The following is a 25,642-nucleotide window of genomic DNA, read 5'->3' as shown; positions in this document are numbered from 1 at the left end:
TTAAAGGACTTTGGTCCCTTCCACTCACACAATCACACGCAGTGCACGGCGAACGCCTGTGAACGTCACACTCGTACGCAGTCCCAAGTGGTCGCCGTCCATCTGGAAGGGCAGTGGCGCCTTGGAATGCAAGGTGAAGTCCGTCAGGTCGTGCAGGGAAACGGCGTGCTTGCCGCGCGGCCCCTTCTCGGGGCTCGACGTCAGCAGCTGGGTCGCGTACCGGGCGACCGCCGGAGTGGAGAGTCTCCGCAGGCCGAGGACGTCCAGGGCGGTGTCGAAGGTGGCCCCGGGGGAGGCGTATATCGGCTTGTTCCCCAGGTAGGTCCAGGGCGCCGTGTTGCAGATTATGGAGAGCACGAGATCGGTGACCGGATCCTCTCCGGGCACCTCCAGTGTGATCGAACCCTTGCGCCGGTTCGGTTCTTCGAGGAATTGCCGGACCACCTGGCGGACATAGAGCGCGTGCGTCGACCGCTTGCCGCGTTCCCGCCGCTGTTCGACCCGGCCGACCACGCCGGCGTCGAATCCGAGGCCGGCGCAGAACGTGAACCAGCGCGCGGGGACGGATTCGTCCTCGGATCCCGGGGTGCCGGCCGCGAGACCGAGCCCCACCGTGCGCTCCGTACGGTTCGCCAGCGCGTCCAGGATCGCGCCGGTCGCCTCCACCGCGTCGTTGGGCAGTCCCAGGGCGCGGGCGAAGACATTGGTGGAGCCGCCGGGGACCACGGCCAGCTTCGGCAGGTGGTCGAGGTCGGGGCCGTTGTGCAGCAGCCCGTTCACGACCTCGTTGACCGTGCCGTCCCCGCCGAGCGCCACCACGAGATCGATGTCGTCGCTCTCCGCGGCCTGCCGTCCCAGGTCCCGCGCGTGCCCGCGGTACTCCGTGGTCACGGCCTCCAGCTTCATCTCGCTGGCCAGCGCGTGGATGAGCACGTCACGGGTCCGCGCACTGGTGGTGGTAGCAGCTGGATTGACCACGAGAAGTGCGCGCATGTCCGCCAGGGTACCTACCGCGGCGTACGGGCCTGAAGTCCTGCCCGCACGGCATCACGCTGCGTGAGGGTGCGGGCGCGGTGGGCCCGCACGACGGAGCCGTACGGGGGGCGCGGCGACCCCGGCTTCGCTTTCGCGGCCCCGGGATGCCAACCTGCTGGGGTGAGTACTCAGGAGAACGCGCCCTCGCCGCCGCCGATGGCCGAGCCCCCCAAACCGGCCAGGATCGCGCTCGTGGCCGGACTCAACGTGCTGGAGGGCGCCGCCCTCGTCGTCGGCGGCGTCTACATGCTCGTCATGGGACTGCTCGGGCGCCCCGACAGCCCGCAGCAGGCCGAGATGGGCGGGCTGACGCTGATCGCGCTCGGGCTGATCCCGCTGGCCGCCGCCCGGGGTCTGCTCCGCCGGCGCGCCTGGAGCCGGGGACCGGCCCTGATCACCCAGATCATCGCGCTGCCGGTGGCCTGGACGCTGCTGCGCTCGCACGGCGCGCTGATCCCGGCCGGGATCGTGCTCGCCGCCGTCGCGCTCACCGCGCTCTTCCAGCTGGCCAGGCCCGCGACCATCCAGGCCCTCGGCATCCGCAGGCCGGGTACGGACCCCGGCGCGGACACCGGGGCCTGAACCCGGCGGCCTACTCCTCGACCAGCAGCCGCTCGCGCAGCTGGGCCAGGGTGCGGGCCAGCAGCCGGGAGACGTGCATCTGCGAGATGCCGACCTCCTGCGCGATCTGCGACTGGGTCATGTTGCCGAAGAACCGCAGCAGCAGAATCCGCTTCTCGCGCGGCGGCAGGTCCTCCAGCAGCGGCTTCAGCGACTCGCGGTACTCGACGCCCTCCAGCGCCTCGTCCTCCGAGCCCAGGGTGTCCGCGACGGCGGGGGACTCGTCGTCCGTGTCCGGCACGTCCAGCGACAGCGTGCTGTACGCATTGGCCGATTCCAGCCCCTCCAGGACCTCTTCCTCGGAGATCCCCAGCCGCTCCGCCAGTTCGTGCACCGTGGGCGAGCGGCCGTGCAGCTGGGAGAGTTCGGCGGTCGCCGAGGTCAGCGAGAGCCGCAGCTCCTGGAGGCGGCGCGGCACCCGCACCGCCCAGCCCTTGTCCCGGAAGTGCCGCTTGATCTCGCCGACGACCGTCGGCGTCGCGTATGTCGAGAACTCGACGCCGCGCTCCGGGTCGAACCGGTCCACCGACTTGATCAGACCGATCGTGGCGACCTGGGTGAGGTCGTCCAGCGGCTCGCCGCGGTTGCGGAAGCGCCGGGCCAGATGCTCCACCAGCGGCAGATGCATCCGCACCAGCCGGTTGCGCAGCTCGGCCTTCTCGGGCGAGCCGTCGGGCAGCCTGCCCAGCTCGATGAACAACGCCCGCGCCCCGCTGCGGTCGTGTGGGTCGTGGTGTCCGTGCTCGCTCATCTGGCCTGCCCGCTCCGCCTGCGACTGCTCCACCGCGACCGTACGGCCCGCGGGCCTCTGCGCCCCGTCCACCGCACGGGCGAGGTCCGCCCCGTCCACCGGATGCGGCAGGGCCTGCTGCTCGGGGATGCCCGCCGGGCGCGCCACCCCCGGTCGGATCGTCTCGTCCCGCACCGGACCGTCCCCGTTCCCGTCGCTCACGCCGGCCCGGGTCCCGCGCCGCGCTGTTTGTACAGGCTGATGCTGACCGTGTTGTCGTCGCCGACCGAGGAGTCGACCTTTCCGGCCAGCGCGGAGAGCACCGTCCAGGCGAAGGTGTCGCGCTCCGGCGCCCGGCCGTCGGTGGTCGGAGCCGCCACCGTCACCTCGAGCGAATCGTCGACGAGCCGGAACACGCAGCTGAGGACGGAGCCGGGCACGGCCTGCTGGAGCAGGATCGCGCAGGCCTCGTCGACCGCGATGCGAAGGTCCTCGATCTCGTCGAGCGTGAAGTCCAAACGGGCTGCGAGGCCGGCCGTGGCCGTTCTCAGCACCGACAGGTAGGCACCCGCAGCGGGCAGCCGGACCTCTACGAAGTCCTGATTCCCGGGCTCGCCTGCGATCTGGGACACCCTCACCTCCAAGGTGGCACAAACTCGTTCGAGGATCCGGGAAGGGCGCCCCGGAGCCATGTGGTACGTCTTCGGTTCTTGGTCCGGCGACGCTATCGCGATCCATGATGCCGTGTCGCCGAAACCCCGTCCCATGACTGTCACTCATGGTAAGCCCATGCGTACGCACGGTGCCTAGGGGTGTGTGGCGGTCAATGCCGAACAACAGGCGCCGGTTTGACGTACCCAGACGTCACACGATCGAACCGTCCTCGAAGCACCAGCGCCAGCTCTCGCCGGGTTCGAAGCTCCGCATCACCGCGTGACCGGTCTTCTCGAAGTGCCCCGTCGCATGCCGTCCCGGCGAGGAATCGCAGCAGCCGACATGGCCGCAGATCAGGCAGAGTCGCAGCTGCACGGGGTGGGTGCCCGCCTCCTCGCACGCCGGGCAGGTCGCGGCGAGGGGCGCGGGCTCGGGGCGCGGCAGGTCCGATACGTGCGGGCACTCACTCATGATGGCCAGGTTACGACGGATGCGAGGACCGTGAGATGGACGCTCTGCCCCTGGTGGCACTGGTCGCGGCGAGCGCCGCGACGGCGGGACTGGCCCGCCGCACGCCGGTGCCCGCCCCCCTGCTGCTGGTTGCCCTGGGGCTGATCGGGGCGTACGTGCCGGGTGTGCCCACCTACACCCTGGACGCGCACATCGTGCTGCCGCTCCTGCTGCCGCCGCTGCTCTACACCGCCGCGGTGGACAGCTCCTACCTGGACCTGCGCGCCAACATCCGCCCGGTCGCGCTGCTCTCGGTCGGCTATGTGCTGTTCGCGACCGTGGCGGTGGGGTGGCTGGCGTACCGGCTGGTGCCCGATCTGCCGCTCACCGCGGCCCTGGTGCTCGGCGCGGTGATCGCCCCGCCGGACGCGGTGACCGCCGCCGCCATCGCCCGCAGGGTCGGTCTCCCGGCCCGCGTCACCACGATCCTCCAGGGCGAGTCCCTGGTTAACGACGCCACCGCGATCACCGCCTACAAGGTGGCCCTGGCCGCCGCCGTGGGCGAGGGCATGAGCTGGGGCGAGGGCGTCGGGGAGTTCCTGCTGGCCTCGGTCGGCGGGGTCGGCGTCGGCCTGCTGCTCATGGTCCCGCTGCACTGGCTGCGCACCCACCTCACCGAACCGCTCCTCCAGAACACCCTGTCGCTCCTCATCCCCTTCGTCGCCTACGCGGCGGCCGAGCGCGTGCACGCCTCGGGCGTGCTGGCCGTGGTCGTCGTCGCCCTCTATCTGGGCCACCGCTCCTGGCAGGTCGACTTCGCCACCCGGCTCCAGGAGGCCGCCGTCTGGAAGATGGTCGCGTTCGTCCTGGAGTCGGCCGTCTTCACCCTGATCGGCCTCCAGTTGCCCGTCGTCCTGAAGGGACTCGGCGCGTACGCCGTGGACGAGGCCCTCTGGTACGCGGTCGCGGTGTTCCTGGCGGTCGTCGTGGTCCGGTTCCTCTGGGTCTACCCCGCCACCTATCTCCCGCGCGCGCTGTCCGCGCGCATCAGGAGAAGGGAACCCGAGACCAACTGGACCTCGCCGCTGATCGTCGGCTGGGCCGGGATGCGCGGGGTCGTCTCGCTGGCCATCGCCTTCTCCATCCCGATGGTCACCAGCGCCGGCGACGACTTCCCGGCGCGCAACCTGGTGCTGTTCCTCACCTTCACCACGGTCATCGGCACCCTGGTGATCCAGGGCCTCACCCTGCCCGTGCTCGTGCGCGTGCTGAAGCTCCCGGGCCGTGACGCGCGGGCCGAGACGCTGGCCGAGGCGCAGGCCCAGAGCCAGGCGTCCGCGGCGGCCGAGGCGCGTCTGGAGGAACTGCTCGCGGACCGGCGCAACCACCTGCCCCAGCCGCTCACGGACCGGCTGCGCACCGTGCTGGAGCGCCGCCGCAACGCCGTGTGGGAACGGCTGGGCGCGGCCAATCCGGTCACCGGGGAGTCCGCCGACGACACCTACCGGCGGCTGGCCGGCGAGATGATCGAGGCCGAGCGCGAGGTCTTCGTCCGGCTGCGGGACGAGCGGAGCATCGACGACGAGATGATGCGCACCCTGCTGAGACGGCTGGACCTGGAGGAGGCGGCGGCCTACCGGGAGGAGTCCGGCTGACCCGGCGCCTCGCCGGCCGGCTCCGGGCGGCCGGTGACGACCGCCGCGACCGCGGAGCCGGCCGGGAAGGCGCCCTCCTCGGCGAGTGCCGTGAGGGCGTACAGGAGTTTGGCCACATAGAGCCGTTCGACCGGCAGTCCGTGGCGGTCCTCGAACGCGTCGGCGAAGGCGTGCAGCGCGGGGGTCGTCCGGGCGTAGCCGCCGAAGTGGAAGCGTTCCTCCAGCCACCAGTCGCCGGCCGGACCGCCGAACGCCTCGCGCTGGAGGGCGCGTACGGCGTCGCCGAGGAAGCCGCCGCGCAGGACCGGGACGCCGAGGGCCCGCTGCCCGGGGGCCAGACCGGCGGCGAGTCCGGCCAGCGTGCCGCCGGTTCCGCAGGCGACCGCCACCACGTCCGCCGCCCCGCGCAGTTCGCGCCCCAGCTCCGTACAGCCCCGTGCGGCCAGGGCGTTGCTGCCGCCCTCCGGGACGACGACGCACTCCTCGTGGCCCTTCAGCAGCTCCGCCAGGACGGCGGGGTCGTCCTTGGCGCGGTAGGTCCGGCGGTCCACGAAGCGCAGCCGCATGCCGTCGGCCGCGCACCGGGCGAGCGAGGGGTTGAGGGGCCGGCCGGCCAGTTCGTCGCCCCGGACGATCCCGACGGTGCCGAAGCCCAGCAGCCGGCCCGCCGCGGCCGTGGCCCGCAGATGGTTGGAGTAGGCCCCGCCGAAGGTCAGCAGCGGCCGGCCGGCCGCCGCCGCGATGGTCGGGGCGAGTTTGCGCCACTTGTTGCCCGGCAGATCCGGGTGGATCAGATCGTCGCGCTTGAGCAGGAGCGTGACGCCGCGGTGGGCGAACCGTTCGTCGTGAACGGGCCGGAGGGGCGAGGGGAGCGCCGGCCGCAGCCCGGAGAGGTCCGGGTCCCGGCCCGGCGCTCCGGGAGGCGTGGCGGGCATGTGCCCATTGTCGCCGGTCGCCGCCGGTGCGGGCGCCCGGCTACTTCAGGCGTTCGTGGACGCGGGCGCGCATGGACGTCATGGAGAAGCCGCGCGGATCGACCTTGCCGGGCTGCCACTCGCGGTGGCCGATGACCGACCGGGAGGTCCAGCGGTGGTGGCGGCAGACGGCGGCCGAGGCCCGCGCGATGGCGTCGAGCTGGACGGCGGGCCAGGGGTCCTTGCCGTCGCCGAGGTTCTCGCACTCGAAGCCGTAGAAGTGCCGGTTGCCGTCGGTGTTGGACTCGTTGTCCGGCGGCAGGCCCTTCTCGGCGATCACCGCGCGCAGGACGTCGTCGTCGCCGAGACCGGCGTGGTTGGCCCGGCCGTAGCCCACGAGGTGGACCCGGCCGTCCTTGGCGATCACCCCGTGGCAGAGCGGGCCCGGCAGGGCCGGGTAGCCGTCGCGGCAGATCCGGACCGTGGAGGCGGTGCCCCGGGTGGCGGTGTGATGGATCATCACCCCGTTGACGGGTCCCCAGGCGCCCTTGTGGTTGCGGTTGTGCGTACGCCACTCGCCGACCTGGACCACGGTGAGCCCCTCGTTCTTCAGGGCGGCGAGGAAGGTGCTCGCGGACATGGGTGTGGACATGACCGACTCCTTCGTACGTGGGGGGAATATGTCCGTACAGGGCTTCTACCCGACCGCCGGGGCCCCGGACCACTCGGGCGGGTGGTCCGGGGCCCTGTTCGGATGCTGTGCGAGCCGATCCGGTCAATCCGCGTGCGCGGCGCGTTGTTTCAGTCCTGGGCGAGCCAGAGGTCCGGGCCGAAGACCTCGTAGTGGATGTCGGCGGCAGGGACGCCCTTGGCGAGCAGTTGGGTGCGGACGGCGCGCATGAAGGGCAGCGGGCCGCAGAGGTAGGCGTGGGTGCCGGGGGCGACCGCCACCCCGGAGAGGTCGACCAGTCCGGTGCGGTCGGCGGGGTGGCCCGGCTCCGGGTTCTCGTACCAGAAGTGCGCGGCGGCATCCGGCAGCTTCCCGGTGAACAGGGCGTGGTCGGCGCGCAGCGCGTGGTCGGCGGGGGAGCGGTCGCCGTGCACCACGGTCACCGGGGCGCTGTGGCCGGTTCCCGCCAGATGCTCCAGCATCGCCAGGATCGGGGTGCAGCCGATGCCCGCGGAGGCCAGCAGCAGGGGGGCGTCGGCGGACTTCAGGACGAGGTCGCCGTAGGGCGCCGAGACGCGGAGGGTGTCGCCCTCGTGGACGTGGGCGTGCAGATGGCGGGACACCTCGCCGTCGGGCGCCCGGTCGCCGGGCACGCGCTTGACGGTGATGGTGCGGTACGGGGAGCCGGGGGCGGAGGAGAGGCTGTACTGGCGTATCTGGTGGGCCCCGTCGGCCAGTTCGACCTGGACGGACACGTACTGGCCGGGGCGGAAGGCGGGGGCGGGCGAGCCGTCGGCGGGGCGGAGGCGGAAGCTCGCGACGTCCGGGGTCTCCTCGGTGCGGCCGATCACCTCCCAGGTGCGCCAGACGTCCCCGACGACGACGCCCTGCTGCGCGTAGAGCCGCTCCTCGATGGCGATGAGGGCGTTGGCCATGAGCCAGTAGACCTCGTCCCAGGCCGCCGCGACCTCGGGGGTGACGGCGTCGCCCAGCACCTCGGCGATGGCCGCGAACAGGTGGGTGTGCACGACGTCGTACTGGGCGGGGGTGACGCCCAGCGAGGCGTGCTTGTGCGCGATGCGGTCGAGCATCACGTCCGGCCGGGCGCCGGGGCGCTCGACCAGCTGGGTCGCGAACGCGGCTATGGACCCGGCGAGCGCCTGGCGCTGCGCCCCGGATGCCTGGTTGCCCCGGTTGAACAGGTCGCGCAGCAGCTCAGGGTGGGCGTCGAAGAGCTTCGTGTAGAAGAGATCGGCGATGTCCCCGATGGCCGCGCCGACGGCGGGCAGGCTGGCACGGACGGTGGCGGTCGACTGCTCGGAGAGCATCGGATCCTCCTCGGTTCTCTGAATTGGCATCTCAGATGCGCATTTAAGGGCAGTGTAGGAGCCCGTTCCCGGGGGCCTCACGGCGGGGGTGGGTCAGGCGTCCTGCGGGGGCCGCCGGCCGATGCCGAGCAGCAGGGGGCCGGTGGGGGAGGCGACCAGTTCCGCGACGGTGAGCGGGTCGAGCGAGGCGTGGAATGCCTCCGTCGCCGCGCGCAGCGCGTGGCGCAGCCGGCAGTCCGAGCGCAGCGGGCACGGTGTGGCGCCCTCGCACTCGACGACGTCCTCCGGGCCCTCCAGCTCGCGCACCAGCGCGCCGATGGAGGCGGTGCGGCCGGCTTCGGTGAGCGCGAGGCCGCCGCCCCGGCCGCGCCGCGCCTCGACGAGGCCGAGGTGCTGGAGGCGGGCCACCACCTTCGCGGCGTGCGAGTACGGCACCCGCATCGTCTCCGCCACTTCGCGGGTGGTCGGCGGGTGCTCGTCGGCGTCCGTGACCACGGCGAGACGCATCAGCACGCGCAGTGCCACGTCCGTGAATCTCGTCAGCCGCATGCCGGTCACCGTAAGTGAATACGCATACAGGATGCAAAATAGTGGGGTCGGAGTGCCGCGCGCCGTTGTGCCCATCCCAAAGGCCGATTAGTCACACTCTTTTGTGTAATGGCGTCCCGAGTCCTCATGCTGAAAGGCTTCTTCTCGCAGGTCAGCCGATGATTTCGAGAGGACGACAGATGTCCGTTGGTGAAGAGGTTCAGAACGCGCAGCTGCCCCCGCAGCAGAGTCTGGGGACGGCAGCGGCGCGGAACCTCGCGACGACCACCAAGTCCGCTCCGCAGATGCAGGAGATCACCTCGCGGTGGCTGCTGAAGATGCTGCCATGGGTGCAGGTGCAGGGCGGCACCTACCGGGTGAACCGCCGACTGAGCTACTCGGTCGGCGACGGCCGGGTCACGTTCGTGCAGACCGGGGACCGGGTGACGGTGATCCCCGCCGAGCTGGGGGAGCTCCCGGCCCTGCGGGACTTCGCGGACGAGGAGGCGCTGGCCGAGCTGGCCCGGCGGTGCGAGCAGCGCGAGATCCCGGCCGGCCAGGTCCTGGCCACCGCCGGGGACGAGGCGGACCAGGTTTTCCTGCTGGCGCACGGCAAGGTCGAGAAGACCGGCACCGGGCCCTACGGCGACGAGACCAAGCTGGGCGTCCTCGCCGACGGGGCGTACTTCGGCGACCACTCCCTCGTCGCCGGTGACGCCACCTGGGAGTACACGACGCGCGCCGTCACCGACTGCACGGTGCTGACGCTGTCCCGGGCCGATGTGCTCAACCTCGCCGAGCGCGCCCCGTCGCTGCGCGCCCATCTCGACGGGCTCCTCGCCCTGCCGCGGCAGCGCACCAACAAGTACGGCGAGGCGGAGATCGACCTCTCCGCGGGCCATGTCGGCGAGGCCGTCGTCCCGCACACCTTCGTGGACTACGAGGCCGCGCCGCGCGAGTACGAACTGAGCGTCGCCCAGACCGTGCTGAAGGTCCACAGCAGGGTCGCCGACCTCTACAACCAGCCGATGAACCAGACCGAGCAGCAGTTGCGGCTCACGGTCGAGGCGCTGCGCGAGCGCCAGGAGCACGAGCTCATCAACAACCGCGAGTTCGGTCTGCTCAACAACTGCGACTACGGCCAGCGCCTCCAGCCGCACGACGGGGCGCCCAGCCCCGACGACATGGACGAACTGCTCTCGCGCCGCCGGGGATCCAAGCTCTTCCTCGCGCACCCCCGTGCCATCGCCGCCTTCGGCCGCGAGTGCAACAAGCGCGGGCTGGTGCCCGAGAGCATCGACGTCGGCGGCCACCACGTGCCGGCCTGGCGCGGCGTCCCGATCTTCCCGTGCAACAAGATCCCGGTCTCCGACGCCCGCACGACGTCGATCATCTGCATGAGGACCGGCGAGCAGGAGCAGGGCGTCATCGGCCTCCAGCAGTCCGGCATCCCGGACGAGATCGAGCCCAGCCTCTCCGTCCGCTTCATGGGCATCGACGAGCAGGCGATCATCTCCTACCTCGTGACGGCCTACTACTCCGCGGCCGTCCTCGTCCCGGACGCCCTCGGTGTCCTGGAGAACGTCGAGGTCAGCCGCTGGCGGTGAGTCCGCGGGGCCCGGACCCGGTCCGGGCCCCGCCGGCCGCCGCCGGCGCACCCACCGCAACCACCACGTCCCGGCCCCGGCGGCCGGTGCCCGGGGCAGTCCACCGGGCCGGGCCACCGGGGGCCGGGACGGCAACGACCGGGGTGACCGTTTGACCATGACCCGTACCGACGCCGCGACCGAGGGCAACGAGGCCGCGGCGCTCCTGGAGTACACCCGGACCCTCGTCGATCCGCATCTGCGGGCCGCGATCGCCTCCCTGCCCGGTTCGATCCGCCGCGTCGCCATGTACCACTTCGGCTGGGAGAACGCCGACGGCAGCCCCGCCGCGGGCGGCGCCGGAAAGGCGATCAGACCCGCCCTCGTGCTGGCCGCGGCCCGCGCGCTGGGCGGCGACCCGGACGACGCCATGCGCGCGGCCGTCGCCGTCGAACTGGCCCACAACTTCACCCTGCTGCACGACGACGTCATCGACGAGGACCGCACGCGCCGTCACCGGGCCACGGCCTGGACGGTGTTCGGCATCCCCGACGCCGTCATCGCGGGCGACGCGATGCTCGCCCTGGCCCAGCGCCTCCTCGCCGAGGACCCCCGGCCGGTGTCCGGCCGCGCCTCGGCCCGCCTCTCCACGTGCGTCATCGAGCTGTGCGCCGGCCAGCAGGCCGACTGCGCCTTCGAGGAGCGCGGCCCGGAGGAGGTCTCGCTCGACGAGTGCCTGACCATGGCGACGGCCAAGACGGGGGCGCTGCTCGGCTGTGCCTGCGCGCTGGGCGCGCTCTGCGCGGGCGGCGACGAGCGGACCGTCGGCGCGATGGACGGCTTCGGCCGCGAGGCCGGACTGGCCTTCCAGCTCATCGACGACCTGATCGGCATCTGGGGCGACACCGCGCGGACCGGGAAACCCGTCGGGGCCGATCTCGCCGCGCACAAGAAGTCGCTGCCGGTCGTCGCCGCGCTGACCTCCGGCACCCCGGCGGCTGCGGAGCTGGCCGCGCTCTACCGGGGCCCGATGAGCACGGCGTCCGACGTCCGCCGGGCGTCCGAGGCGGTGGACCGGGCCGGCGGCCGGGACTGGGCGCAGGTCTGCGCGGCCGACCGGATGGCCCGCGCGGTGCACCACCTGTCCCGGGCCGTGCCCGATCTGTCGGCCGCGGGCGATCTGCTGGCCCTCGCGGAGTTCGTCACGCGCCGGACGCACTGACCGCGCGCCGGAGCGCGGTCGAGGAGCGCCCGCACCCCGGTCGGCACACGGCCGGGCGCGGGACGGAACGCGGCGGGGGCCAGGGGGAGACCAGCCGAAACCAGGGGAAGGAGGGAGACGGGCCGGAGCGGGCCGCGTCCCCGGGCGGGCCAAGGGTGCGGCGAAGGGAACGCGCGGAAGGGGCCGTTCGGGCGGCGACGCGGCGCCCGGCGGATGCCGGACGCGGCAGCCGCGCGCCGGGAGCGCGGCGGGAACGGGAGAGAGGGCGTCGGCGGAGTGGCGCAGAGCAGGCGGGAGGGTACGGCGAAGATGCGGCGCAGGAGGATCGGCCGAGGTCACAGGGGTGATCCGAGTAAGCGGAGGGCGGCCGGGGGCATGTCCGTGCCACGGGCTACAGTCCGTGCCCATGACAGATGAGTCGTGGGCCGGGTGGTACCGGGACCGACAGGGATCCGATGCCGTCATCCTCACCACCGACGGACAGCAACTGCGCCTGCGCATCAGGGGCGTCGACTTCGAGGGCGGCAGCTTCGACGCCCTGCGCCCCGTCATGGGCGTGGCCGGGGAGAGCGGGGTGTTCACTCTCACGGACGGGGCGCTCGACGACTGCCTCCTGGAGTGGGACCTGCCCTTCCCGGTGACCTCGGAGGGGGAGGTGCACCAGGCGACGCTGAGTTGCCTGTTGTCGCTGCGCAGGCCGGAGCCGTATCTCTCGCTGGAACTGCGGTACGGGGGTGCGGCGTTCCGGTCCCACCGGGCCGAGAGCGACTTCGCCTCCGCGCTCGCCACCATCCAGCGGGCCCTGCCGCCGGGGATCCGGCTCCAGACGTGCATCGCCTGTGCCTTTTCGGACTACTTCCCGGCACCCAGCCGGGGCCTGTCGGGCGGACTCGCCTGCTTCCGGGGCGCGAAGGACGCGTACCGCGAGGTGGCGGGCGAGGGCGATGTGCTGGGTCTGTGGGACCGGCGCAGCGGTTTCGTCCAGGAGGTCTGGAGCTGCCGGGAGTTCGAACCCCGCCCGGACACGGGCGCGGGCACCGGCCACCGGGGCGCGTTCCCCCTCGAAACGGCCTGAACCGGCGTCACACACCGCCCGCTTCGCCCGAACCGGCGTCACCCACGTCCCGTATCGGCCTGAACCGTTTTCCCGTCACCCCCGTATCGGCCCGAGGGCCGGTCCGCGCTCGCCGGACCGGCCCTTTGCTTCGCCTTCATTGTTCTACTAACATGCAAACAAGGGAGGTTTTAATGAACCGGAAGACCACGGGCAGCGCCGCTCTCGCCGCGCTGCCCTTCCTGCTGGCGCTCGCCGTCGACCTGATCCTGTTCGCCGTGTGGCGCGACCGGCTGCCCACCCGCATCGCCAGCCACTTCGTGGGCAACGGCCGCGCGGACGACTACGCGGGCCGGGGCTCGTACCTGGTCATCACCACCGTGCTGCTCCTCGGCATCGGGCTGATGTGGGTGCTGATGACCGCCAACGGAAAGGTGCGGGGCCGCTCCTACGCCCTGACGCTCGCGGGCGGGTACGCCACCGCCGCGCTCCTGGGCTATCTGATGGCCGCGCTCCTGTACATCAACGTGGACGCCGCCGTCGACGCCCGGGGAACCGCCCGGGACGTCTCGTTCCCGATGTGGCACCTGGCCGCCGCGCTGGGCGCCGCCGCCGTGGGCTTCGGCGTCGGACTCCTGCCGGCCCGGTTGTTCCCCATGCCCGAGGAGCCCCCGGCGGAGATGACGGGGGACGCCGAACGGGTCGTGCTGGCCGACGGGGAGGTCGCCGGATGGGCGCGCAGCGCCGGGTCCCGGTGGCTCCCGTGGGTGGCGGCGGCGGTCTGCGCCACCGGGGTCGTCCTGATCGTCACCACGGGCTGGATCGCCGGAGTGCCGGCGGTGGTCCTGGGCCTGCTCCTGGCGAACTTCGCCCGCCCGTACGTCACCGTCGACCGGCGCGGGATCACCGTCTCCGGACTGCTCCCGTGGCCGCGCGTCCGGGTGCCGCTCGACCGGATCGAGACGGCGGTCAGCCGCGACATCAGCCCCCTCGCGGAGTTCGGGGGCTGGGGCTACCGCATCCGCCCCGGGGGCACCGGGGTGATGATCCGCTCCGGCGAGGGCATCGTGGCGCGGCTGTCGGGCGGCCGGGACTTCGCGGTCACCGTCGACGACTCCGCGACCGGCGCGGCGCTCCTCAACACCCTCGTCGACCGCCGCCGGACAGGACACTGACCATGCTCTTCCGCGTCGACCCCACTTCCACCGTGCCGCTCGGCGACCAGATCGCGGCCTGTGTGCGCCGCGCCGTCGCGGACGGCACGGTGACCCCCGGCGAGCGCCTGCCCGCCGCCCGCGTCCTGGCCGAATCCCTCGGGGTGAACGTCCACACGGTCCTGCGCGGCTACCAGCGGCTGCGCGAGGAGGGCCTGATCGAACTGCGCCGGGGCAGGGGAGCCGTCGTCGCCGACGGGGCCTCCCCGCACCGCGCCCGCCTGCTGGACCGGCTGCGCGAGACGATCGCCGAGGCACGCGAACTGGGCCTGACGGAGGACGAGCTGCTGACCCTGGTCCGCACCGAACTCGCCTCCGGCTGACGCGCGCACCCCGGGCGCCCCGCGCCCCGTACGCCGAAGGGCCACCCGTCCTGCGAGGGGTGGCCCACCGGCATCGGCGCGGACGGTGTCTGGACGGTCAGGAACGCGCCCCCGCGAGCGCGGCCGCGAAGCCCCACTGCCAGAGGTAGTTGACCTGGTTGCGCTCGGAGGCGTTCGGGTACGGGTTGGTGCACGAGGTGCCCGGTCCGCCGCCGGACATCAGCTCGCTGCACGGGCCCGAGTAGTGGTCGGGCAGACCGAGCACGTGCCCGGTTTCGTGGGCCGTGACCCGGGTCGAGTTGTACTGCCGGTTCTGCGCGTAGTCCAGCAGGATGTAGCCGTTGCCGTGGCCGTCGGTGCTCGCGTACGAACCGCGCGGGTCGCTGCCCTCGTAGTACGCGAAGTCCGCGTTGGAGCCCTCCTGGAGACGCACGCTGGAGACCGAGCTGTTCCAGATCTGGGCGCTCGCGGCTATCTGGGAGCGGAAGCTCGGGGCGTTGGCTGCGCTGTAGACGATGGTGACGGCCTGGACGCCGGGGTTGGCCGCGCGCTTCTCGGCCACGGACTTGGCCACCGCTTCGAAGAACGCCCTGTTGCCGGCCTCGTTCTCCCGCGCCGCCGAGGAGGAGGCGTACGCGGCGGTCGGGGCGGCGGCGGACACGGGGGCCGGGGCGGGGGAGGCCGAGGCGATCGCGGGGCCGGTGCCCAGCGCGGCGGCGAGGCCGAGTCCGAGGCCGAGCACGGCCGACATGACGGTCCTGGGGTGTCTCATGGGGGGTGTCTCCTGCCAGTTACCGGTCGGGGGGACCCCGTCCGGTCAGCGGACGCGGACGGGGGCGGTACGCAGCGAGTGTCGGGGAACCGGGGCCCGCGCGGATGATGCCAACCACCGATAGCGCCGCCCTATCACCCGCGCCCGTACGCCCGCCGGCAGCGCCCCGCACCGGACGCACGGCCGGTCGACATCGCGCCACACACGCGCTGAATCCCCGGTGTGCGTTGGCGTAGCACCCTCTGGTGCCGGTGCGGGAGCCGCCCTACTCTCGACGGCATGGAGCTTGAGGTGAGACACCTCAGGGCGCTGTGCGCCATCGCCGACACCGGCAGCCTGCACCGGGCGGCCCGCACGCTCGGGGTCAGCCAGCCCTCCCTCACCACCCAACTGCGCCGCATCGAGAAGGCCCTGGGCGCCGAACTCTTCAGCCGCGAACGCACCGGCTGCCGCCCCACCCTCCTCGGCCGCGCCGTCATCGGCCGCGCCCGCCCCCTCGTCGACGGCATGAGCGCGCTGGTCACCGACGCCAAGGCCGAGGCGGACGCCGCCCGCGCGGGCGGTCCCCGGCTGCGCATCGGCTGCACCGCGAGCCGGGTCATCGGCGGCTGGCTGCGCCGCCTCCGCACCCGGCTCCCCGGCACCGACATCTCGCTGCGCGTCGACGTGTCCGCCCGCGCGCTGCTGGGCGCGGTCGACGCCGGCCGGCTCGACGTCGCCTTCGTGCACGAGGTGGAGGGCTGCCCGCTGCCCGTCCCCGAGGGGCTGGACCAGCGGGTGCTCCTGGAGCGCGAACCGCAGTTCGTCTCGATGGCCCGCGACCACCCGGCCGCCGCGCTGCCCGTCGTCGACCTCACCGACCTGGCCGCCGACCGGTGGATGGTCGACCCCACCGTGGACGGCGAATGGGACGGGCTGCGCCGGGTGTTCGGCGCCGCCGGGGTCGCCCCGACCGTGCTGCACGGCGACTACCTCACCGCCGCCTCGCTCATCGTCCTCGGCGAGGCGGTCGCCCCCTGCCAGCCCACCTCCGGCCCCCGCGACGACATGGCCATCCGCCCCCTGCGCGACGACCCCCTCGCCGTCCGGCTGCTGCTGGTCTCCCGGCCGGGCGCCGACACGACCGTCGTCTACGCCGAACTGGAGGCGGCCTACCGGGAGGCCGCCCGCCGCGCGGACGACTACCACGCCTGGCTGCTGCGCCACCGCAGCCCGCTCGCCCACTACGCCTGAGTGCCCGCGCGACCTCTTCGCGGCGGGCGCCGATTCAGCCCAGAGCGAGGACCGTTCCGGTGCGGCGCGCCGCCGGGCAGAGTCGGACGCATGAGGCTTCTGATCCTGGGCGGTACGGAATTCGTCGGCAGGGCGGTCACCGAGGCGGCGCTCGCGTACGGCTGGGAGACGACGCTGTTCCACCGGGGCCGCCACCCCGCCCCGCCCGGAGTCACCGAACTCTTCGGTGACCGCACGGAACCGGACGGACTGGCCGCCCTGGCCGCCGTTCCGCGACCGGAGGACGGCGTGCCGGTCTGGGACCTGGTCGTCGACACCTGGAGCGGCGCGCCCCGGGCCGTCCGGGACGCCGCCCGGCTGCTGTCCGGCCGCGCCGCGCGGTACACGTACGTCTCCAGCCGGTCGGTGTACGCCGATCCGGCACCGGCGGGCCTGACGGAGGACGGCCCGGTGGTGGCGGGCGCCTCGCCCGACGCGGGCGGCGACGTCGGGTACGCCGAGGCCAAGCGCGGCGGTGAACTGGCGGCGCTGGACGCCTTCGGCGACCGCGCGCTGCTGGCCCGCGCGGGCCTGATCCTGGGCCCCTGGGAGAACATCGGCCGGCTGCCGTGGTGGCTGACCCGGATCGCCCGCGGCGGTCCCGTGCTCGCCCCCGGCACACCGGACCGGGCCATCCAGTACATCGACGTCCGTGACCTCGCGAGCTGGCTCCTGGACGCCGCCGAGGCCGGGCTGCACGGACCGTACAACCTGACCAGCGCCTCCGGGCACGCGACGCTGGGCGAACTGCTCGACGCCTGTGTGCGCGCCACCGGTTCGGACGCCGAACTGCGCTGGACCGACGACGGCCGGATCCTTGCGGCGGGCGTCGAGCCCTGGACGGACCTGCCGGTCTGGCTGCCGCCGGGGGAGGTGTACGACGCGATCCACCGGGGCGACGTCGGCAAGGCGTACGCGGCGGGGCTGCGCTGCCGCCCGGTGGCGGAGACCGTCGCGGACACCTGGGCGTGGCTGCGCGGCATCGGCGGCACGGCTCCGCACCGCCCCGACCGTCCGCCGGTCGGACTCGACCCGGCCGTGGAGGCGAAGCTGCTGGCGGGCTGAGCACGCCGGGCCCGGGGCCGCCCGGCGTGGCATGCCACGCGAATGCCGTATAAACCTGCATATTGCGCTGTATGGGAACGAAGAAGAGTAGAAGCGGCAAAACATACCGCGTGGCGGTGACGGTGGCGGCGGCGACCGCCGTCGTGGGCGCTCTCGCCCCCACGGCGGCCGCCGATCCGCTGCCGGGCGGGCTCGGCCCCTGTCTCGGCGACGACTGCCCTTCGACCTGGCCGGACCCCAACAGCGATCCCGTCACCCACCACGACAGCAACATCAACATCTATGTGGGCGGCGACTATCTGGTCCGCGAGGCCGCCGCCGAGGCGGAGGGGAAGATCGTCGCCCTCGGCCGTTTCGACATGACGAAGCGGGAGGGCGCCTCGCAGATCTACAACGTCGGGGTGGCCGGCGTCGGTTCGCGGGTGCCGCCGCCCAACGGCTCCGACTATCTGACCGTCGGCGGCGATCTGACCGTCCAGAGCGGCAAGCGGCTCCTCGCCGAGGAGGGGGAGAACCACGGGGTGGTGCGCTACGCCGGGGACCTCGCCGGGACCGTGATCCCCGACCCGGTCCACGACGCGGACGCCACCGCGCCGTACACCGCGCTGCGCGAGGAGCTGGCGGCGGCCAGCCACTGCTACGCGTACGACGACGACGCCGACCGCCGGCGCCCGGCCAACGGCACGGTGGAGCGGGACGGTTCGGAGACCTACTTCACCGGCGACGGCACCTCCGATCTTCAGGTCTTCGCCGTGGACGCCGATGTGACCTCGGCCTCGGGCGGCCAGACGGGCATCGTCTTCCGCGAGATCCCGGACGGGGCGACGGTGCTGGTCAACGTGTACGGAAGCGCGCGCGGCATCAGCACGTACATGGGCTCGCTGCCCCGGACGGGCCTGCGCGAGCGCCTGATGTGGAACTTCCCGGACGCCACCGAGGTCGGCCTGAAGGGCACCGGGCAGTTCCAGGGCAGCGTGCTCGTCGGTCAGCCGTCCAGCATGACGACCGTCGCCGTCAGCGGGGTCAACGGCCGCTTCTACAGCGCCGGATCGCTCACCCACACCTCGGAGGGGGAGTCCGGCGGCCAGGAGTTCCACGCCTACCCCTTCGACGGCGATCTGCCGGACTGCGGCGAGGAGCCCTCCCCGTCGCCGAGCCCCACCGACTCCCCGACGCCCACCCCGACCCCCACTCCCACGGACACCCCCGCTCCGACGGACACCCCCGCCCCGACGCCTACCCCCACCGACACCCCCGGCCCCTCCCCGTCGGAGACCACCCCCGGCCCCCGCCCCACCCCGACGCACACCGCCCCGCCCCACCCCGGCGGCGAGCTGCCCGACACGGGAGCGCGCGGCGGTGAATGGGTGATCGGCGGGATCGCCGCCGCCCTGCTGGCCGCCGGAGCGGCGGCCACCGTGATGGCCCGCAGGACGCGCCGACGCGGCTAGAACCCTTAGCTTGGGCCCATGGCCGAACTGCTGCACCTGACGGAACGCCCGTTGTGGGAGGCGGCCCGCGGGACCGGGACGTACGAGATGTCCACCCGCGGCCGCACCCTGCGCGAGGAGGGCTTCATCCACTGCTCGCTGCCCCATCAGCTCGCCGGGGTGGCCCGGATGCTGTACGGCGCCGGGGAGGGCGGCGAGGACCTCGTGGTCCTCGTCATCGACCCCGCGCGCCTGTCCGCCCCCGTGCGCCGCGAAGCGCTGCGGCCCGGAGGCGAGGAGTTCCCGCACATCTACGGACCGGTCCCCGTCGGGGCGGTCGTGGAGGTGCGCCCCTGGCCGTACGAGGAAGGCGACCCCGCATGAACGACGTTCACCCGTCCGAGGACACCACCGACGGCATCACCGAGGGTCCGCCGACCGCCGTCACCGGAGCGAGCGGCGCGCTCGGCGGCCGGGTCGCTGCCCGGCTGGCGCGGGCCGGTGTGCCGGTGCGGCTGCTGGGCCGTGATCCGTCCCGGCTGCCCGAACTGCCGGGCGCCGTCGCCGCGCCGCCCGCGTCCTACGGGGACGGCGAGGCGATGCGCCGCGCGCTGGCCGGGGCCCACACGCTGTTCCTCGTCTCGGCGCACGAGAGCCCGGACCGGGTGCGCGAGCATACGACGGCGGTGGACGCGGCGGTCGCGGCCGGCGTCGAACGCATCGTGTACGTCTCCTTCCTCGGCGCCGCGCCCGACGCCACCTTCACCTTCGCCCGGGACCACTGGGAGACCGAGGCCCGCATCCGGGCCTGCGGGGTCCGGCACACCTTCCTGCGCGACAGCTGGTATCTGGCCGGCCTCCCGGCGATGACCGGGGCCGACGGCATCCTGCGCGGTCCGGGCGGCGACGGGCGGGTGGCCGCGGTGGCCCACGAGGACGTCGCCGACGCGGCGACGGCGGTCCTGCTGTCCGACACCGACCCGACCGGCCCGACGCACGACGGGCTGACGTACGACCTGACCGGCCCCGAGGCGTTCACCCTCGCCGAGGCCGCCGCGGAGCTGAGCCGCGCCAGCGGACGGACCGTCACCTATGTCCCCGAGACCAGGGAGGAGGCCTACGCCTCGCGTGCCCACTACGGGGCGCCGGACTGGGAGGTGGCCGGCTGGGTGACCTCGTACGAGGCCATCGCGGCGGGGGAGATGTCCACGGTCTCCGACGCCGTACCGCGTCTCACCGGCCGTCCGGCGACGAGCCTCGCCGCGTATCTGCGGCAGCACCCGGCGAGCTACCGCCATCTGCTGACCGACCACTGACCGCCCCCACCACGGGATCCGCCACCTCGGCCGCGCGGTCCGGACGGGAACACCATGCGTACGGAAACCCCCTGGGGCCCCTGGGAGCCGATGCCGCTCGACGAGGCGGTGCGGCTGCTCGCCCCGCTGCGCGAACCGTGGTGGATCGCCGGCGGCTACGCGATCGAACTGGCCGTGGGCCGCGCCTTCCGGGCCCACGCCGATCTCGACGTCCTGCTGCTGCGGCGGGACCAGCTCGCCGTGCAGCGCATCCTGCCCGGTGCGGAGTGGTGGGCGGCCGATCCGCCCGGCACGCTGAGGCCCTGGCCGCCCGGCGAGATCCTGCCGGCCGGGGTCCACGACATCTGGTGCCGACCGGGCCCGGACGCGCCGTGGCGGGTGCAGTTCATGCTGGACGACGTGGCGGACGGCGACTGGGTGTACCGCCGCGACCCGCGCATCCGCCTCCCGCTGGACCGCATCGGCCGGGTTACCGGCGACGGCGTCCCCCATCTCGCCCCCGAGGTCCAGCTCCTCTACAAGGCCCGGTCGCCACGGCCCAAGGACGAGCGGGACTTCGAGGAGGCGCTGGCCGTGCTGGACGAGGACGGCCGCTCCTGGCTGACCGAGACGCTCACGCTCGCCGAGGGCGCCGGTCACCCCTGGGCGGCCCGGCTGCGCGCCCGCGCCACGGGCTGACCACGGCCCGGCGGGTGTCTCACCGTACGTACGCACCGGCTTCGGCGGCGGCGACGGCCGCGGCGGCGGCCCGGTCGGCGGCGGCCTCGTCGAGCGGGTCGCCGCTCGCCAGCAGGCGGTAGTAGAGCGGGGCCGAGACCGCGCGGACCACCTCGTGGGGGTCGGTGCCGGCCGGCAGCTCGCCGCGTTCGACGGCGTCGGTGACACAGCCGGACCACTCCTCGATCCGGATCGCGTAGAAGCGGTGCAGCGCCTGGGCCGTGCGGTCGTCGCAGGTCGCGGCGGCGATCACCGAGCGGAAGAGGGCGCCCTGGCGCGGGTCGGTGAGGGTGGCGAGCACGAGGCGGGCGTTGGCCCTCAGGTCCCCGGCCAGGGAGCCGGTCCGGGCCCGGGGGACGGACTGCTCGGCCATGGCGTCGAGCAGGTCCGCGACGAGACCGGTGGGGGTGGACCAGCGCCGGTAGACCGTCGTCTTGCCGACCTCCGCGCGGCGGGCGACATCGGCGAGGTCGAGCCGGTCGAAGCCCTGCTCGGCCAGGGCGTCCCCGGCGGCGCGCAGGACGGACTCACGGACCCGGGCGGTCCGTCCGCCGGGCCGGACCGTACCGGGCTCGCCCTCCGCGCTCCGCGCGCTCTCCGCACCCTTCGGCGTCATAACGGGTCTCCAGTTCCATTAGTTCCGCATCCTCTGCTACGGTCGCTCCATCTTAACGGAACCACGGAACCGTTAAGTCTTTCCGTTCCCGGAACGCCCGAGGAGGACGACCATGTCCGCACCCAGCCGGACCCCGCGACGCGACACGGGCGCCCCGCCCGCCACGGCACCGGCCCCGCCCGCACCACCCCGGATGACCGGCAGGCAGCGGCTCGTCCTCACCCTGCTCCTGGGCGCACAGTTCATGATCGCCGTGGACTTCTCGATCCTGAACGTGGCGCTGCCGGTCGTCGGCGAAGGGCTCGGCTTCTCCCTGGCGAACCTCCAGTGGATCGCCACCGCCTTCGCCCTGGCCGCCGCCGGTTTCACCCTGCTCTTCGGGCGCGTCGCCGACCTCGTGGGCCGCAAGCGCCTCTTCGTCGGCGGCATGGTCGTCCTCGGCCTCTCCTCGGCGCTCGGCGGCCTGGCGACCACCCCCGAGGTGCTGCTCACCGCCCGGGTCCTCCAGGGACTGGCCACCGCCGCCGTCACCCCGGCCGGACTCGCCCTGCTGACCACGGCGTTCACGGAGGGACCGCTGCGCGAACGGGCCCTCGGCCTCAACGGCGCGCTCATGTCCGCCGGATTCACCGCCGGCGCCGTCCTCGGCGGGCTCCTCACCGATCTGCTCTCCTGGCGCTGGGCCTTCTTCGTCAACGTCCCCGTCGCCGCGCTCGTCGTCGCCCTGGCCCCGTCCGTCCTCACCGACTCCCGCCCCGCCGCCCGGACCCGCCTCGACGTCCCCGGCGCCACGACCGTCACCGGCGGCCTGCTGCTCCTCGTCTACGGGCTGACCCGGGCGGGCGAGACCGGCTGGACCACGCCCGCCACGCTCGCCGCGCTCCTCGCCGGGGCGGCGCTCCTGGCCGCGTTCCTGTTCATCGAGCACCGGGCCGCCGCCCCGCTCGTCCCCGTCCGCATCCTCCGCCGCCGCAGCGTCGTCTGGGGCAACGCCACCGGCCTCGTCGCGTTCGCCACCGAGACCTCGCTGGTCTTCCTGCTGACCCTCTACCTCCAGAAGGTCCTCGGCTACACCCCGCTCGCCACCGGACTCGCCTTCGGCGTCCTCGGCCTCGGCACGGTGACCGGCGGCACCCTCGCCGGCCGGGTCGTCGGCCGCCTCGGCACCCGCACGACCATCGTCACCGGCGGAGCCGTCCAGGCCGCGGCCACCCTCGCGCTCGTCGCCCTCGGCACCTCCGGCGCCTGGATCTGGCTGCTGCTCGCGGCCACGTTCGTCGGGGGCGTCGGCAACATGCTGATGATCGTCGGCTTCATGGTCACCGCCACCTCCGGACTCCCCGACGAGGAACAGGGCCTGGCCACCGGCCTCGCCACGATGACCCAGCAGGTCGGCATCACCCTCGGCATCCCGGTCATGAGCGCCGTCGTCACCGCCCGGACGGCCGGACTCGACGCCACCGGCCCGCACGCCGTCCTCTCCGGGGTCAGTGTCGCGGTCCTGGTCAACGCGGGCCTCGTCCTGGCGGGCGCCCTGCTCGCCGGAGCGTTCCTCCGCCCGCGCGCGGCCGGGAAGTGACGTTCGCCGCCCTCCTCCCGTCGGCTCGGTGCGTCCCGGAGCCCCCGCCCCGTACCGCACCCCGCCGGGCCGGCCCGTTCACCGCGAACGGGCCGGCCCCCTTCCGTGCGCGCCGGCTTTCGCATACGCCGCCGCAACACCCCATGGCCTGCGATGGACGCATGAACGACACGCTCGCCCCGCCCGCACCGCCCGGCCGGGTCCACCGGACGGTGCTCCTCGTCCTCGTCGTCCTCGGCACGGCCGCCGCCGCCCTCGTGCTGCGCGGACCGCTGATGATGGCCGCCCCGCGCTGCCTGTCCGGGAACGGGTACGTCTGCTACGGCACCTTCAACGGGGTGGTGCTCCTGACGCTGCTCGCCCTGCCGCTCTCCGCGCTCCTCACCTGGGCGCTCGCCCGCCGGCGGCGGACGGCGGGGGAGGCCGCGCCCTGGCGGACCTCGGTCGCCGAGGTGGCGATGGTCCACGGCACGGTCCCGTTCGTCTGGATGACGATGATGCCGGGGGCCGCCCCCGGGGTCGCGCCCGCCCGCGTCAGCCTGGTCCCGCTGAGGGACCTCGTCACCATGGGCCCCTTCGGCATCATCGGCAACCTGCTCGTCCTCGCGGCGGTGGGCGCCTTCGCCCCGGTCCGGTACGCGGCCCTCGCCTCGCTGCCGCGCGTCCTCGCCCTGGGCGCGGGCTGCTCGGCGCTGATCGAGACCGCGCAGTACGTGCTCCGCCTGGACCGGGTCTCCTCCGTGGACGACGTCCTCGTCAACACCACCGGCGCCGCCCTGGCCGCCCTGGTCTCGCGCCCCTGGTGGGCACGGCGGCACCCGGACCGCGTACCGACATCCCTGGACAACCCGGACCCGGCCTAGGCTTCCGGCATGCGCGTACTGATCGTGGAGGACGAGCCGTACCTGGCCGAGGCGGTACGGGACGGGCTGCGGCTGGAGGCGATCGCCTCGGACATCGCGGGCGACGGCGACACCGCCCTGGAACTCCTGTCCGTCCACACCTACGACGCCGCGATCCTCGACCGCGACATCCCGGGGCCCTCCGGCGACGAGGTGGCCCGGCACATCGTCGCCTCCGGGAGCGGCACCCCGATCCTCATGCTGACCGCCGCCGACCGGATCGACGACAAGGCCACCGGGTTCGGACTGGGCGCCGACGACTATCTGACGAAACCGTTCGACCTGCGCGAACTCGTCCTGCGGCTGCGCGCGCTCGACCGCAGACGCGCCCGCCCCCGCCCGCCCGTCCGCGAACTGGCCGGACTGCGCCTGGACCCCTTCCGCCGCGAGGTCTTCCGCGACGGGAACCGGATCGCCCTCACCCGGAAGCAGTTCGCCGTCCTGGAGGTCCTGCTCGTGGCCGAGGGCGGGGTGGTCAGCGCCGAGGACCTGCTGGCCCGCGCCTGGGACGAGAACGCCGATCCGTTCACCAACGCCGTGCGCATCACGGTCTCCGCCCTGCGCAAACGGCTCGGCGAACCCTGGGTCATCGCGACCGTGCCCGGCGTCGGCTACCGCATCGACGCCGGTCCGGAGCACGCGCCGGACCCCTCGGGCCATGCGTAGGGCGCCGCGCGTCCACCGCGCCGCCGACCGGGCGCACGGCACGAGCGTCCGTCTGAAACTCACCCTCAGCTACGCCGGATTCCTCATGCTGGCGGGGACCCTGCTGCTGGCGGCGGTGTGGCTGTTTCTCCTGCGGTACGTCCCCGAGCGGGCCCTGCTCGTCTCCGACGGCACGCCGCTGCCCGGGGTCTTCCCCGTACGCTCCAACCTCCTGCGGGTCTTCGCCCCCAGGGCCGCCGCCGTTCTGGCGTTCCTGCTGGTCCTGGGGCTGGGAGGCGGCTGGATCCTCGCCGGGCGGATGCTCGCGCCGCTCGCCGCGATCACGGACGCGGCCCGGACGGCGGGGACCGGCACCCTCTCGCACCGGATCGGGATGACGGGCCGCCGGGACGAGTTCCGTGAACTGGCCGACGCCTTCGACTCGATGCTCGGACAGCTGGAGTCCCACGTCGCCGAGCAGCGGCGCTTCGCCGCGAACGCCTCGCACGAACTGCGCACGCCGCTGGCCATCTCGCGCACGCTTCTGGACGTCGCCCGCAAGGATCCCTCCCGCGACCGGGACGCCCTCCTCGCCCGCCTGGACGCGGTCAACACCCGGGCGATCGACCTCACCGAGGCGCTGCTGCTGCTCAGCCGCAGCGACCGGATCCTCGACGCCCCCGAGCCGGCCGACCTCTCGCTCCTGGCCGAGGAGGCCGCCGAGACCCTGCTGCCCCTGGCCGAACGGCGCGGTCACACCCTGGACGTCACCGGGGGAGCGGCACCGGTGACCGGCTCGCCGGAACTCCTGCTGCGGATGGTGGCCAACCTGGTCCAGAACGCCCTCGTCCACAACCTCCCCGCCCACGGCACGGTGACCGTCCGCACCGGCACCGACGGCGACACGAGCGTCCTCCGCGTCGAGAACACCGGCCCCGTGCTCCCGTCCGCCCTGGTCCGCACGCTCACCGAACCGTTCCAGCGCGGCACCGAACGCGCCCGCACCGACGAACACGCCGGAGTCGGACTCGGACTCGCCCTCGTCGACAGCGTCGTCCGCGCCCACTCCGGCACCCTCACCCTCACCCCGCGCCCGGCGGGAGGGCTGGTGGTGACGGTCCGACTGCCGGGCGGCGGGGGAGGCTGAAACCGGGGCGTGGGGGTGTGGCCCTCGGGGTGGGAAAACGCGGGCGACGGCACCGGACAGGAAACACGGCGGCGACGGCACCGGGCGGGGGGCGGGGGGGGCGCGGCGGGGCGGCCCGGCCACGTGGGCGCCGAGCGCGCCCACTCCGCCGGTGTCGGTGCGGCCGGCGTCCAGGGCGCGGCGGCGGGCGCTGGCGA

The 25,642-nt window shown here is 73.6% G+C and carries 27 protein-coding genes; 17 read left to right on the top strand and 10 right to left on the bottom strand.

Annotated features, from left to right (window positions below; translation table 11 throughout):
• Nucleotides 1-24: 24 nt before the first annotated feature.
• Nucleotides 25-993, bottom strand: a complete 969-nt coding sequence (locus tag ACWCXC_RS08920; RefSeq protein WP_450685035.1) for a diacylglycerol/lipid kinase family protein — start codon at nucleotides 991-993, stop codon at nucleotides 25-27.
• 234 nt (nucleotides 994-1,227) lie between these two features.
• On the opposite strand from ACWCXC_RS08920, the gene ACWCXC_RS08915 reads away from it, so the two are divergent.
• The gene (locus ACWCXC_RS08915) at nucleotides 1,228-1,617 is read left to right on the top strand and encodes a hypothetical protein (protein WP_450685048.1); all 390 of its coding nucleotides are present in this window, start codon (nucleotides 1,228-1,230) and stop codon (nucleotides 1,615-1,617) included.
• A 10-nt stretch (nucleotides 1,618-1,627) separates the two neighbouring features.
• Here the strand turns inward: ACWCXC_RS08915 and ACWCXC_RS08910 are convergent, their stop codons facing one another.
• The 3 genes from ACWCXC_RS08910 to ACWCXC_RS08900 all read right to left on the bottom strand — a co-directional run bounded on the left by ACWCXC_RS08910 (nucleotide 1,628) and on the right by ACWCXC_RS08900 (nucleotide 3,511).
• Entirely contained in the window at nucleotides 1,628-2,608 is a 981-nt protein-coding gene (locus ACWCXC_RS08910; RefSeq protein ID WP_450685036.1) for an RNA polymerase sigma factor SigF, read from the bottom strand.
• Complete coding sequence (locus ACWCXC_RS08905; protein WP_383634845.1) at nucleotides 2,605-3,018, bottom strand: ATP-binding protein; 414 nt, start codon at nucleotides 3,016-3,018, stop codon at nucleotides 2,605-2,607. The genes ACWCXC_RS08910 and ACWCXC_RS08905 overlap by 4 nt, the downstream gene beginning before the upstream one ends.
• A 232-nt stretch (nucleotides 3,019-3,250) precedes the next feature.
• Nucleotides 3,251-3,511 carry a UBP-type zinc finger domain-containing protein gene (locus tag ACWCXC_RS08900; protein ID WP_450685037.1) on the bottom strand — a complete coding sequence of 87 codons (261 nt, stop codon included), beginning with the start codon at nucleotides 3,509-3,511 and terminating at the stop codon, nucleotides 3,251-3,253.
• A 35-nt stretch (nucleotides 3,512-3,546) separates the two neighbouring features.
• Here ACWCXC_RS08900 and ACWCXC_RS08895 point away from each other — a divergent pair, with 35 nt between their 5' ends.
• On the top strand, nucleotides 3,547-5,145 hold the full coding sequence (locus ACWCXC_RS08895) for a Na+/H+ antiporter (RefSeq protein ID WP_450685038.1): 1,599 nt from the start codon (nucleotides 3,547-3,549) through the stop codon (nucleotides 5,143-5,145).
• Here ACWCXC_RS08895 and ACWCXC_RS08890 read toward each other — a convergent pair.
• The 4 genes from ACWCXC_RS08890 to ACWCXC_RS08875 all read right to left on the bottom strand — a co-directional run bounded on the left by ACWCXC_RS08890 (nucleotide 5,124) and on the right by ACWCXC_RS08875 (nucleotide 8,606).
• Nucleotides 5,124-6,080 carry a 1-aminocyclopropane-1-carboxylate deaminase/D-cysteine desulfhydrase gene (locus ACWCXC_RS08890; protein WP_450887648.1) on the bottom strand — a complete coding sequence of 319 codons (957 nt, stop codon included), beginning with the start codon at nucleotides 6,078-6,080 and terminating at the stop codon, nucleotides 5,124-5,126. The two genes, ACWCXC_RS08895 and ACWCXC_RS08890, sit on opposite strands and share 22 nt — an antisense overlap.
• A gap of 40 nt (nucleotides 6,081-6,120) precedes the next feature.
• Entirely contained in the window at nucleotides 6,121-6,711 is a 591-nt protein-coding gene (locus ACWCXC_RS08885) for an N-acetylmuramoyl-L-alanine amidase (protein WP_450685040.1), read from the bottom strand.
• Between the two features lie 149 nt (nucleotides 6,712-6,860).
• Entirely contained in the window at nucleotides 6,861-8,057 is a 1,197-nt protein-coding gene (locus ACWCXC_RS08880; protein ID WP_450685041.1) for a globin domain-containing protein, read from the bottom strand.
• Nucleotides 8,058-8,150: 93 nt separating this feature from the next.
• The gene (locus ACWCXC_RS08875) at nucleotides 8,151-8,606 is read right to left on the bottom strand and encodes an RrF2 family transcriptional regulator (RefSeq protein WP_450685042.1); all 456 of its coding nucleotides are present in this window, start codon (nucleotides 8,604-8,606) and stop codon (nucleotides 8,151-8,153) included.
• 179 nt (nucleotides 8,607-8,785) lie between these two features.
• On the opposite strand from ACWCXC_RS08875, the gene ACWCXC_RS08870 reads away from it, so the two are divergent.
• The 5 genes from ACWCXC_RS08870 to ACWCXC_RS08850 all read left to right on the top strand — a co-directional run bounded on the left by ACWCXC_RS08870 (nucleotide 8,786) and on the right by ACWCXC_RS08850 (nucleotide 13,984).
• The gene (locus ACWCXC_RS08870) at nucleotides 8,786-10,192 is read left to right on the top strand and encodes a family 2B encapsulin nanocompartment shell protein (RefSeq protein ID WP_450685043.1); all 1,407 of its coding nucleotides are present in this window, start codon (nucleotides 8,786-8,788) and stop codon (nucleotides 10,190-10,192) included.
• Between the two features lie 157 nt (nucleotides 10,193-10,349).
• Nucleotides 10,350-11,393, top strand: a complete 1,044-nt coding sequence (locus ACWCXC_RS08865; protein ID WP_450887645.1) for a family 2 encapsulin nanocompartment cargo protein polyprenyl transferase — start codon at nucleotides 10,350-10,352, stop codon at nucleotides 11,391-11,393.
• A 406-nt stretch (nucleotides 11,394-11,799) separates the two neighbouring features.
• Nucleotides 11,800-12,468 carry a DUF6304 family protein gene (locus ACWCXC_RS08860; protein ID WP_450682716.1) on the top strand — a complete coding sequence of 223 codons (669 nt, stop codon included), beginning with the start codon at nucleotides 11,800-11,802 and terminating at the stop codon, nucleotides 12,466-12,468.
• A gap of 173 nt (nucleotides 12,469-12,641) precedes the next feature.
• A complete protein-coding gene (locus ACWCXC_RS08855) occupies nucleotides 12,642-13,622 on the top strand; it encodes a DUF1648 domain-containing protein (RefSeq protein WP_450682717.1) in 981 nt (326 codons plus the stop codon).
• A gap of 2 nt (nucleotides 13,623-13,624) precedes the next feature.
• Nucleotides 13,625-13,984, top strand: coding sequence for a GntR family transcriptional regulator (locus tag ACWCXC_RS08850; protein ID WP_450682718.1), 360 nt, complete (start codon nucleotides 13,625-13,627; stop codon nucleotides 13,982-13,984).
• Between the two features lie 97 nt (nucleotides 13,985-14,081).
• Here ACWCXC_RS08850 and snpA read toward each other — a convergent pair whose 3' ends face one another.
• A complete protein-coding gene (gene snpA / locus ACWCXC_RS08845) occupies nucleotides 14,082-14,756 on the bottom strand; it encodes a snapalysin (protein ID WP_450682719.1) in 675 nt (224 codons plus the stop codon).
• 279 nt (nucleotides 14,757-15,035) lie between these two features.
• Between snpA and ACWCXC_RS08840 the strand changes: the two genes are divergently transcribed.
• From ACWCXC_RS08840 to ACWCXC_RS08815, 6 genes are all read left to right on the top strand, one after another.
• The gene (locus ACWCXC_RS08840) at nucleotides 15,036-15,989 is read left to right on the top strand and encodes a LysR family transcriptional regulator (protein WP_450682720.1); all 954 of its coding nucleotides are present in this window, start codon (nucleotides 15,036-15,038) and stop codon (nucleotides 15,987-15,989) included.
• A gap of 102 nt (nucleotides 15,990-16,091) precedes the next feature.
• Nucleotides 16,092-17,093 carry an NAD-dependent epimerase/dehydratase family protein gene (locus ACWCXC_RS08835; RefSeq protein ID WP_450682792.1) on the top strand — a complete coding sequence of 334 codons (1,002 nt, stop codon included), beginning with the start codon at nucleotides 16,092-16,094 and terminating at the stop codon, nucleotides 17,091-17,093.
• A gap of 71 nt (nucleotides 17,094-17,164) precedes the next feature.
• Nucleotides 17,165-18,544 carry a choice-of-anchor A family protein gene (locus ACWCXC_RS08830; RefSeq protein ID WP_450887642.1) on the top strand — a complete coding sequence of 460 codons (1,380 nt, stop codon included), beginning with the start codon at nucleotides 17,165-17,167 and terminating at the stop codon, nucleotides 18,542-18,544.
• 18 nt (nucleotides 18,545-18,562) lie between these two features.
• Nucleotides 18,563-18,907, top strand: coding sequence for a DUF952 domain-containing protein (locus ACWCXC_RS08825; protein ID WP_450887640.1), 345 nt, complete (start codon nucleotides 18,563-18,565; stop codon nucleotides 18,905-18,907).
• A complete protein-coding gene (locus ACWCXC_RS08820; RefSeq protein WP_450887638.1) occupies nucleotides 18,904-19,839 on the top strand; it encodes an SDR family oxidoreductase in 936 nt (311 codons plus the stop codon). Before ACWCXC_RS08825 ends, ACWCXC_RS08820 begins: the two co-directional genes overlap by 4 nt.
• A 54-nt stretch (nucleotides 19,840-19,893) precedes the next feature.
• Nucleotides 19,894-20,517 carry a nucleotidyltransferase domain-containing protein gene (locus tag ACWCXC_RS08815; protein ID WP_450887636.1) on the top strand — a complete coding sequence of 208 codons (624 nt, stop codon included), beginning with the start codon at nucleotides 19,894-19,896 and terminating at the stop codon, nucleotides 20,515-20,517.
• Nucleotides 20,518-20,536: 19 nt separating this feature from the next.
• Here the strand turns inward: ACWCXC_RS08815 and ACWCXC_RS08810 are convergent, their stop codons facing one another.
• A complete protein-coding gene (locus tag ACWCXC_RS08810) occupies nucleotides 20,537-21,172 on the bottom strand; it encodes a TetR/AcrR family transcriptional regulator (protein ID WP_450682725.1) in 636 nt (211 codons plus the stop codon).
• A 112-nt stretch (nucleotides 21,173-21,284) separates the two neighbouring features.
• Between ACWCXC_RS08810 and ACWCXC_RS08805 the strand changes: the two genes are divergently transcribed.
• From ACWCXC_RS08805 to ACWCXC_RS08790, 4 genes are all read left to right on the top strand, one after another.
• On the top strand, nucleotides 21,285-22,751 hold the full coding sequence (locus ACWCXC_RS08805; RefSeq protein ID WP_450887633.1) for an MFS transporter: 1,467 nt from the start codon (nucleotides 21,285-21,287) through the stop codon (nucleotides 22,749-22,751).
• Nucleotides 22,752-22,912: 161 nt separating this feature from the next.
• A complete protein-coding gene (locus ACWCXC_RS08800) occupies nucleotides 22,913-23,614 on the top strand; it encodes a VanZ family protein (RefSeq protein WP_450887631.1) in 702 nt (233 codons plus the stop codon).
• Nucleotides 23,615-23,623: 9 nt separating this feature from the next.
• The gene (locus ACWCXC_RS08795; RefSeq protein ID WP_450887629.1) at nucleotides 23,624-24,319 is read left to right on the top strand and encodes a response regulator transcription factor; all 696 of its coding nucleotides are present in this window, start codon (nucleotides 23,624-23,626) and stop codon (nucleotides 24,317-24,319) included.
• The gene (locus ACWCXC_RS08790; protein ID WP_450887627.1) at nucleotides 24,312-25,445 is read left to right on the top strand and encodes a sensor histidine kinase; all 1,134 of its coding nucleotides are present in this window, start codon (nucleotides 24,312-24,314) and stop codon (nucleotides 25,443-25,445) included. The genes ACWCXC_RS08795 and ACWCXC_RS08790 overlap by 8 nt, the downstream gene beginning before the upstream one ends.
• Nucleotides 25,446-25,642: the final 197 nt, after the last annotated feature.

The sequence above is a fragment of the Streptomyces sp. NPDC001515 genome (assembly GCF_053597115.1).
The sequence above is the reverse complement of the archived record's forward strand: the minus strand, read 5'-3'. Positions and strand labels throughout refer to the sequence as shown.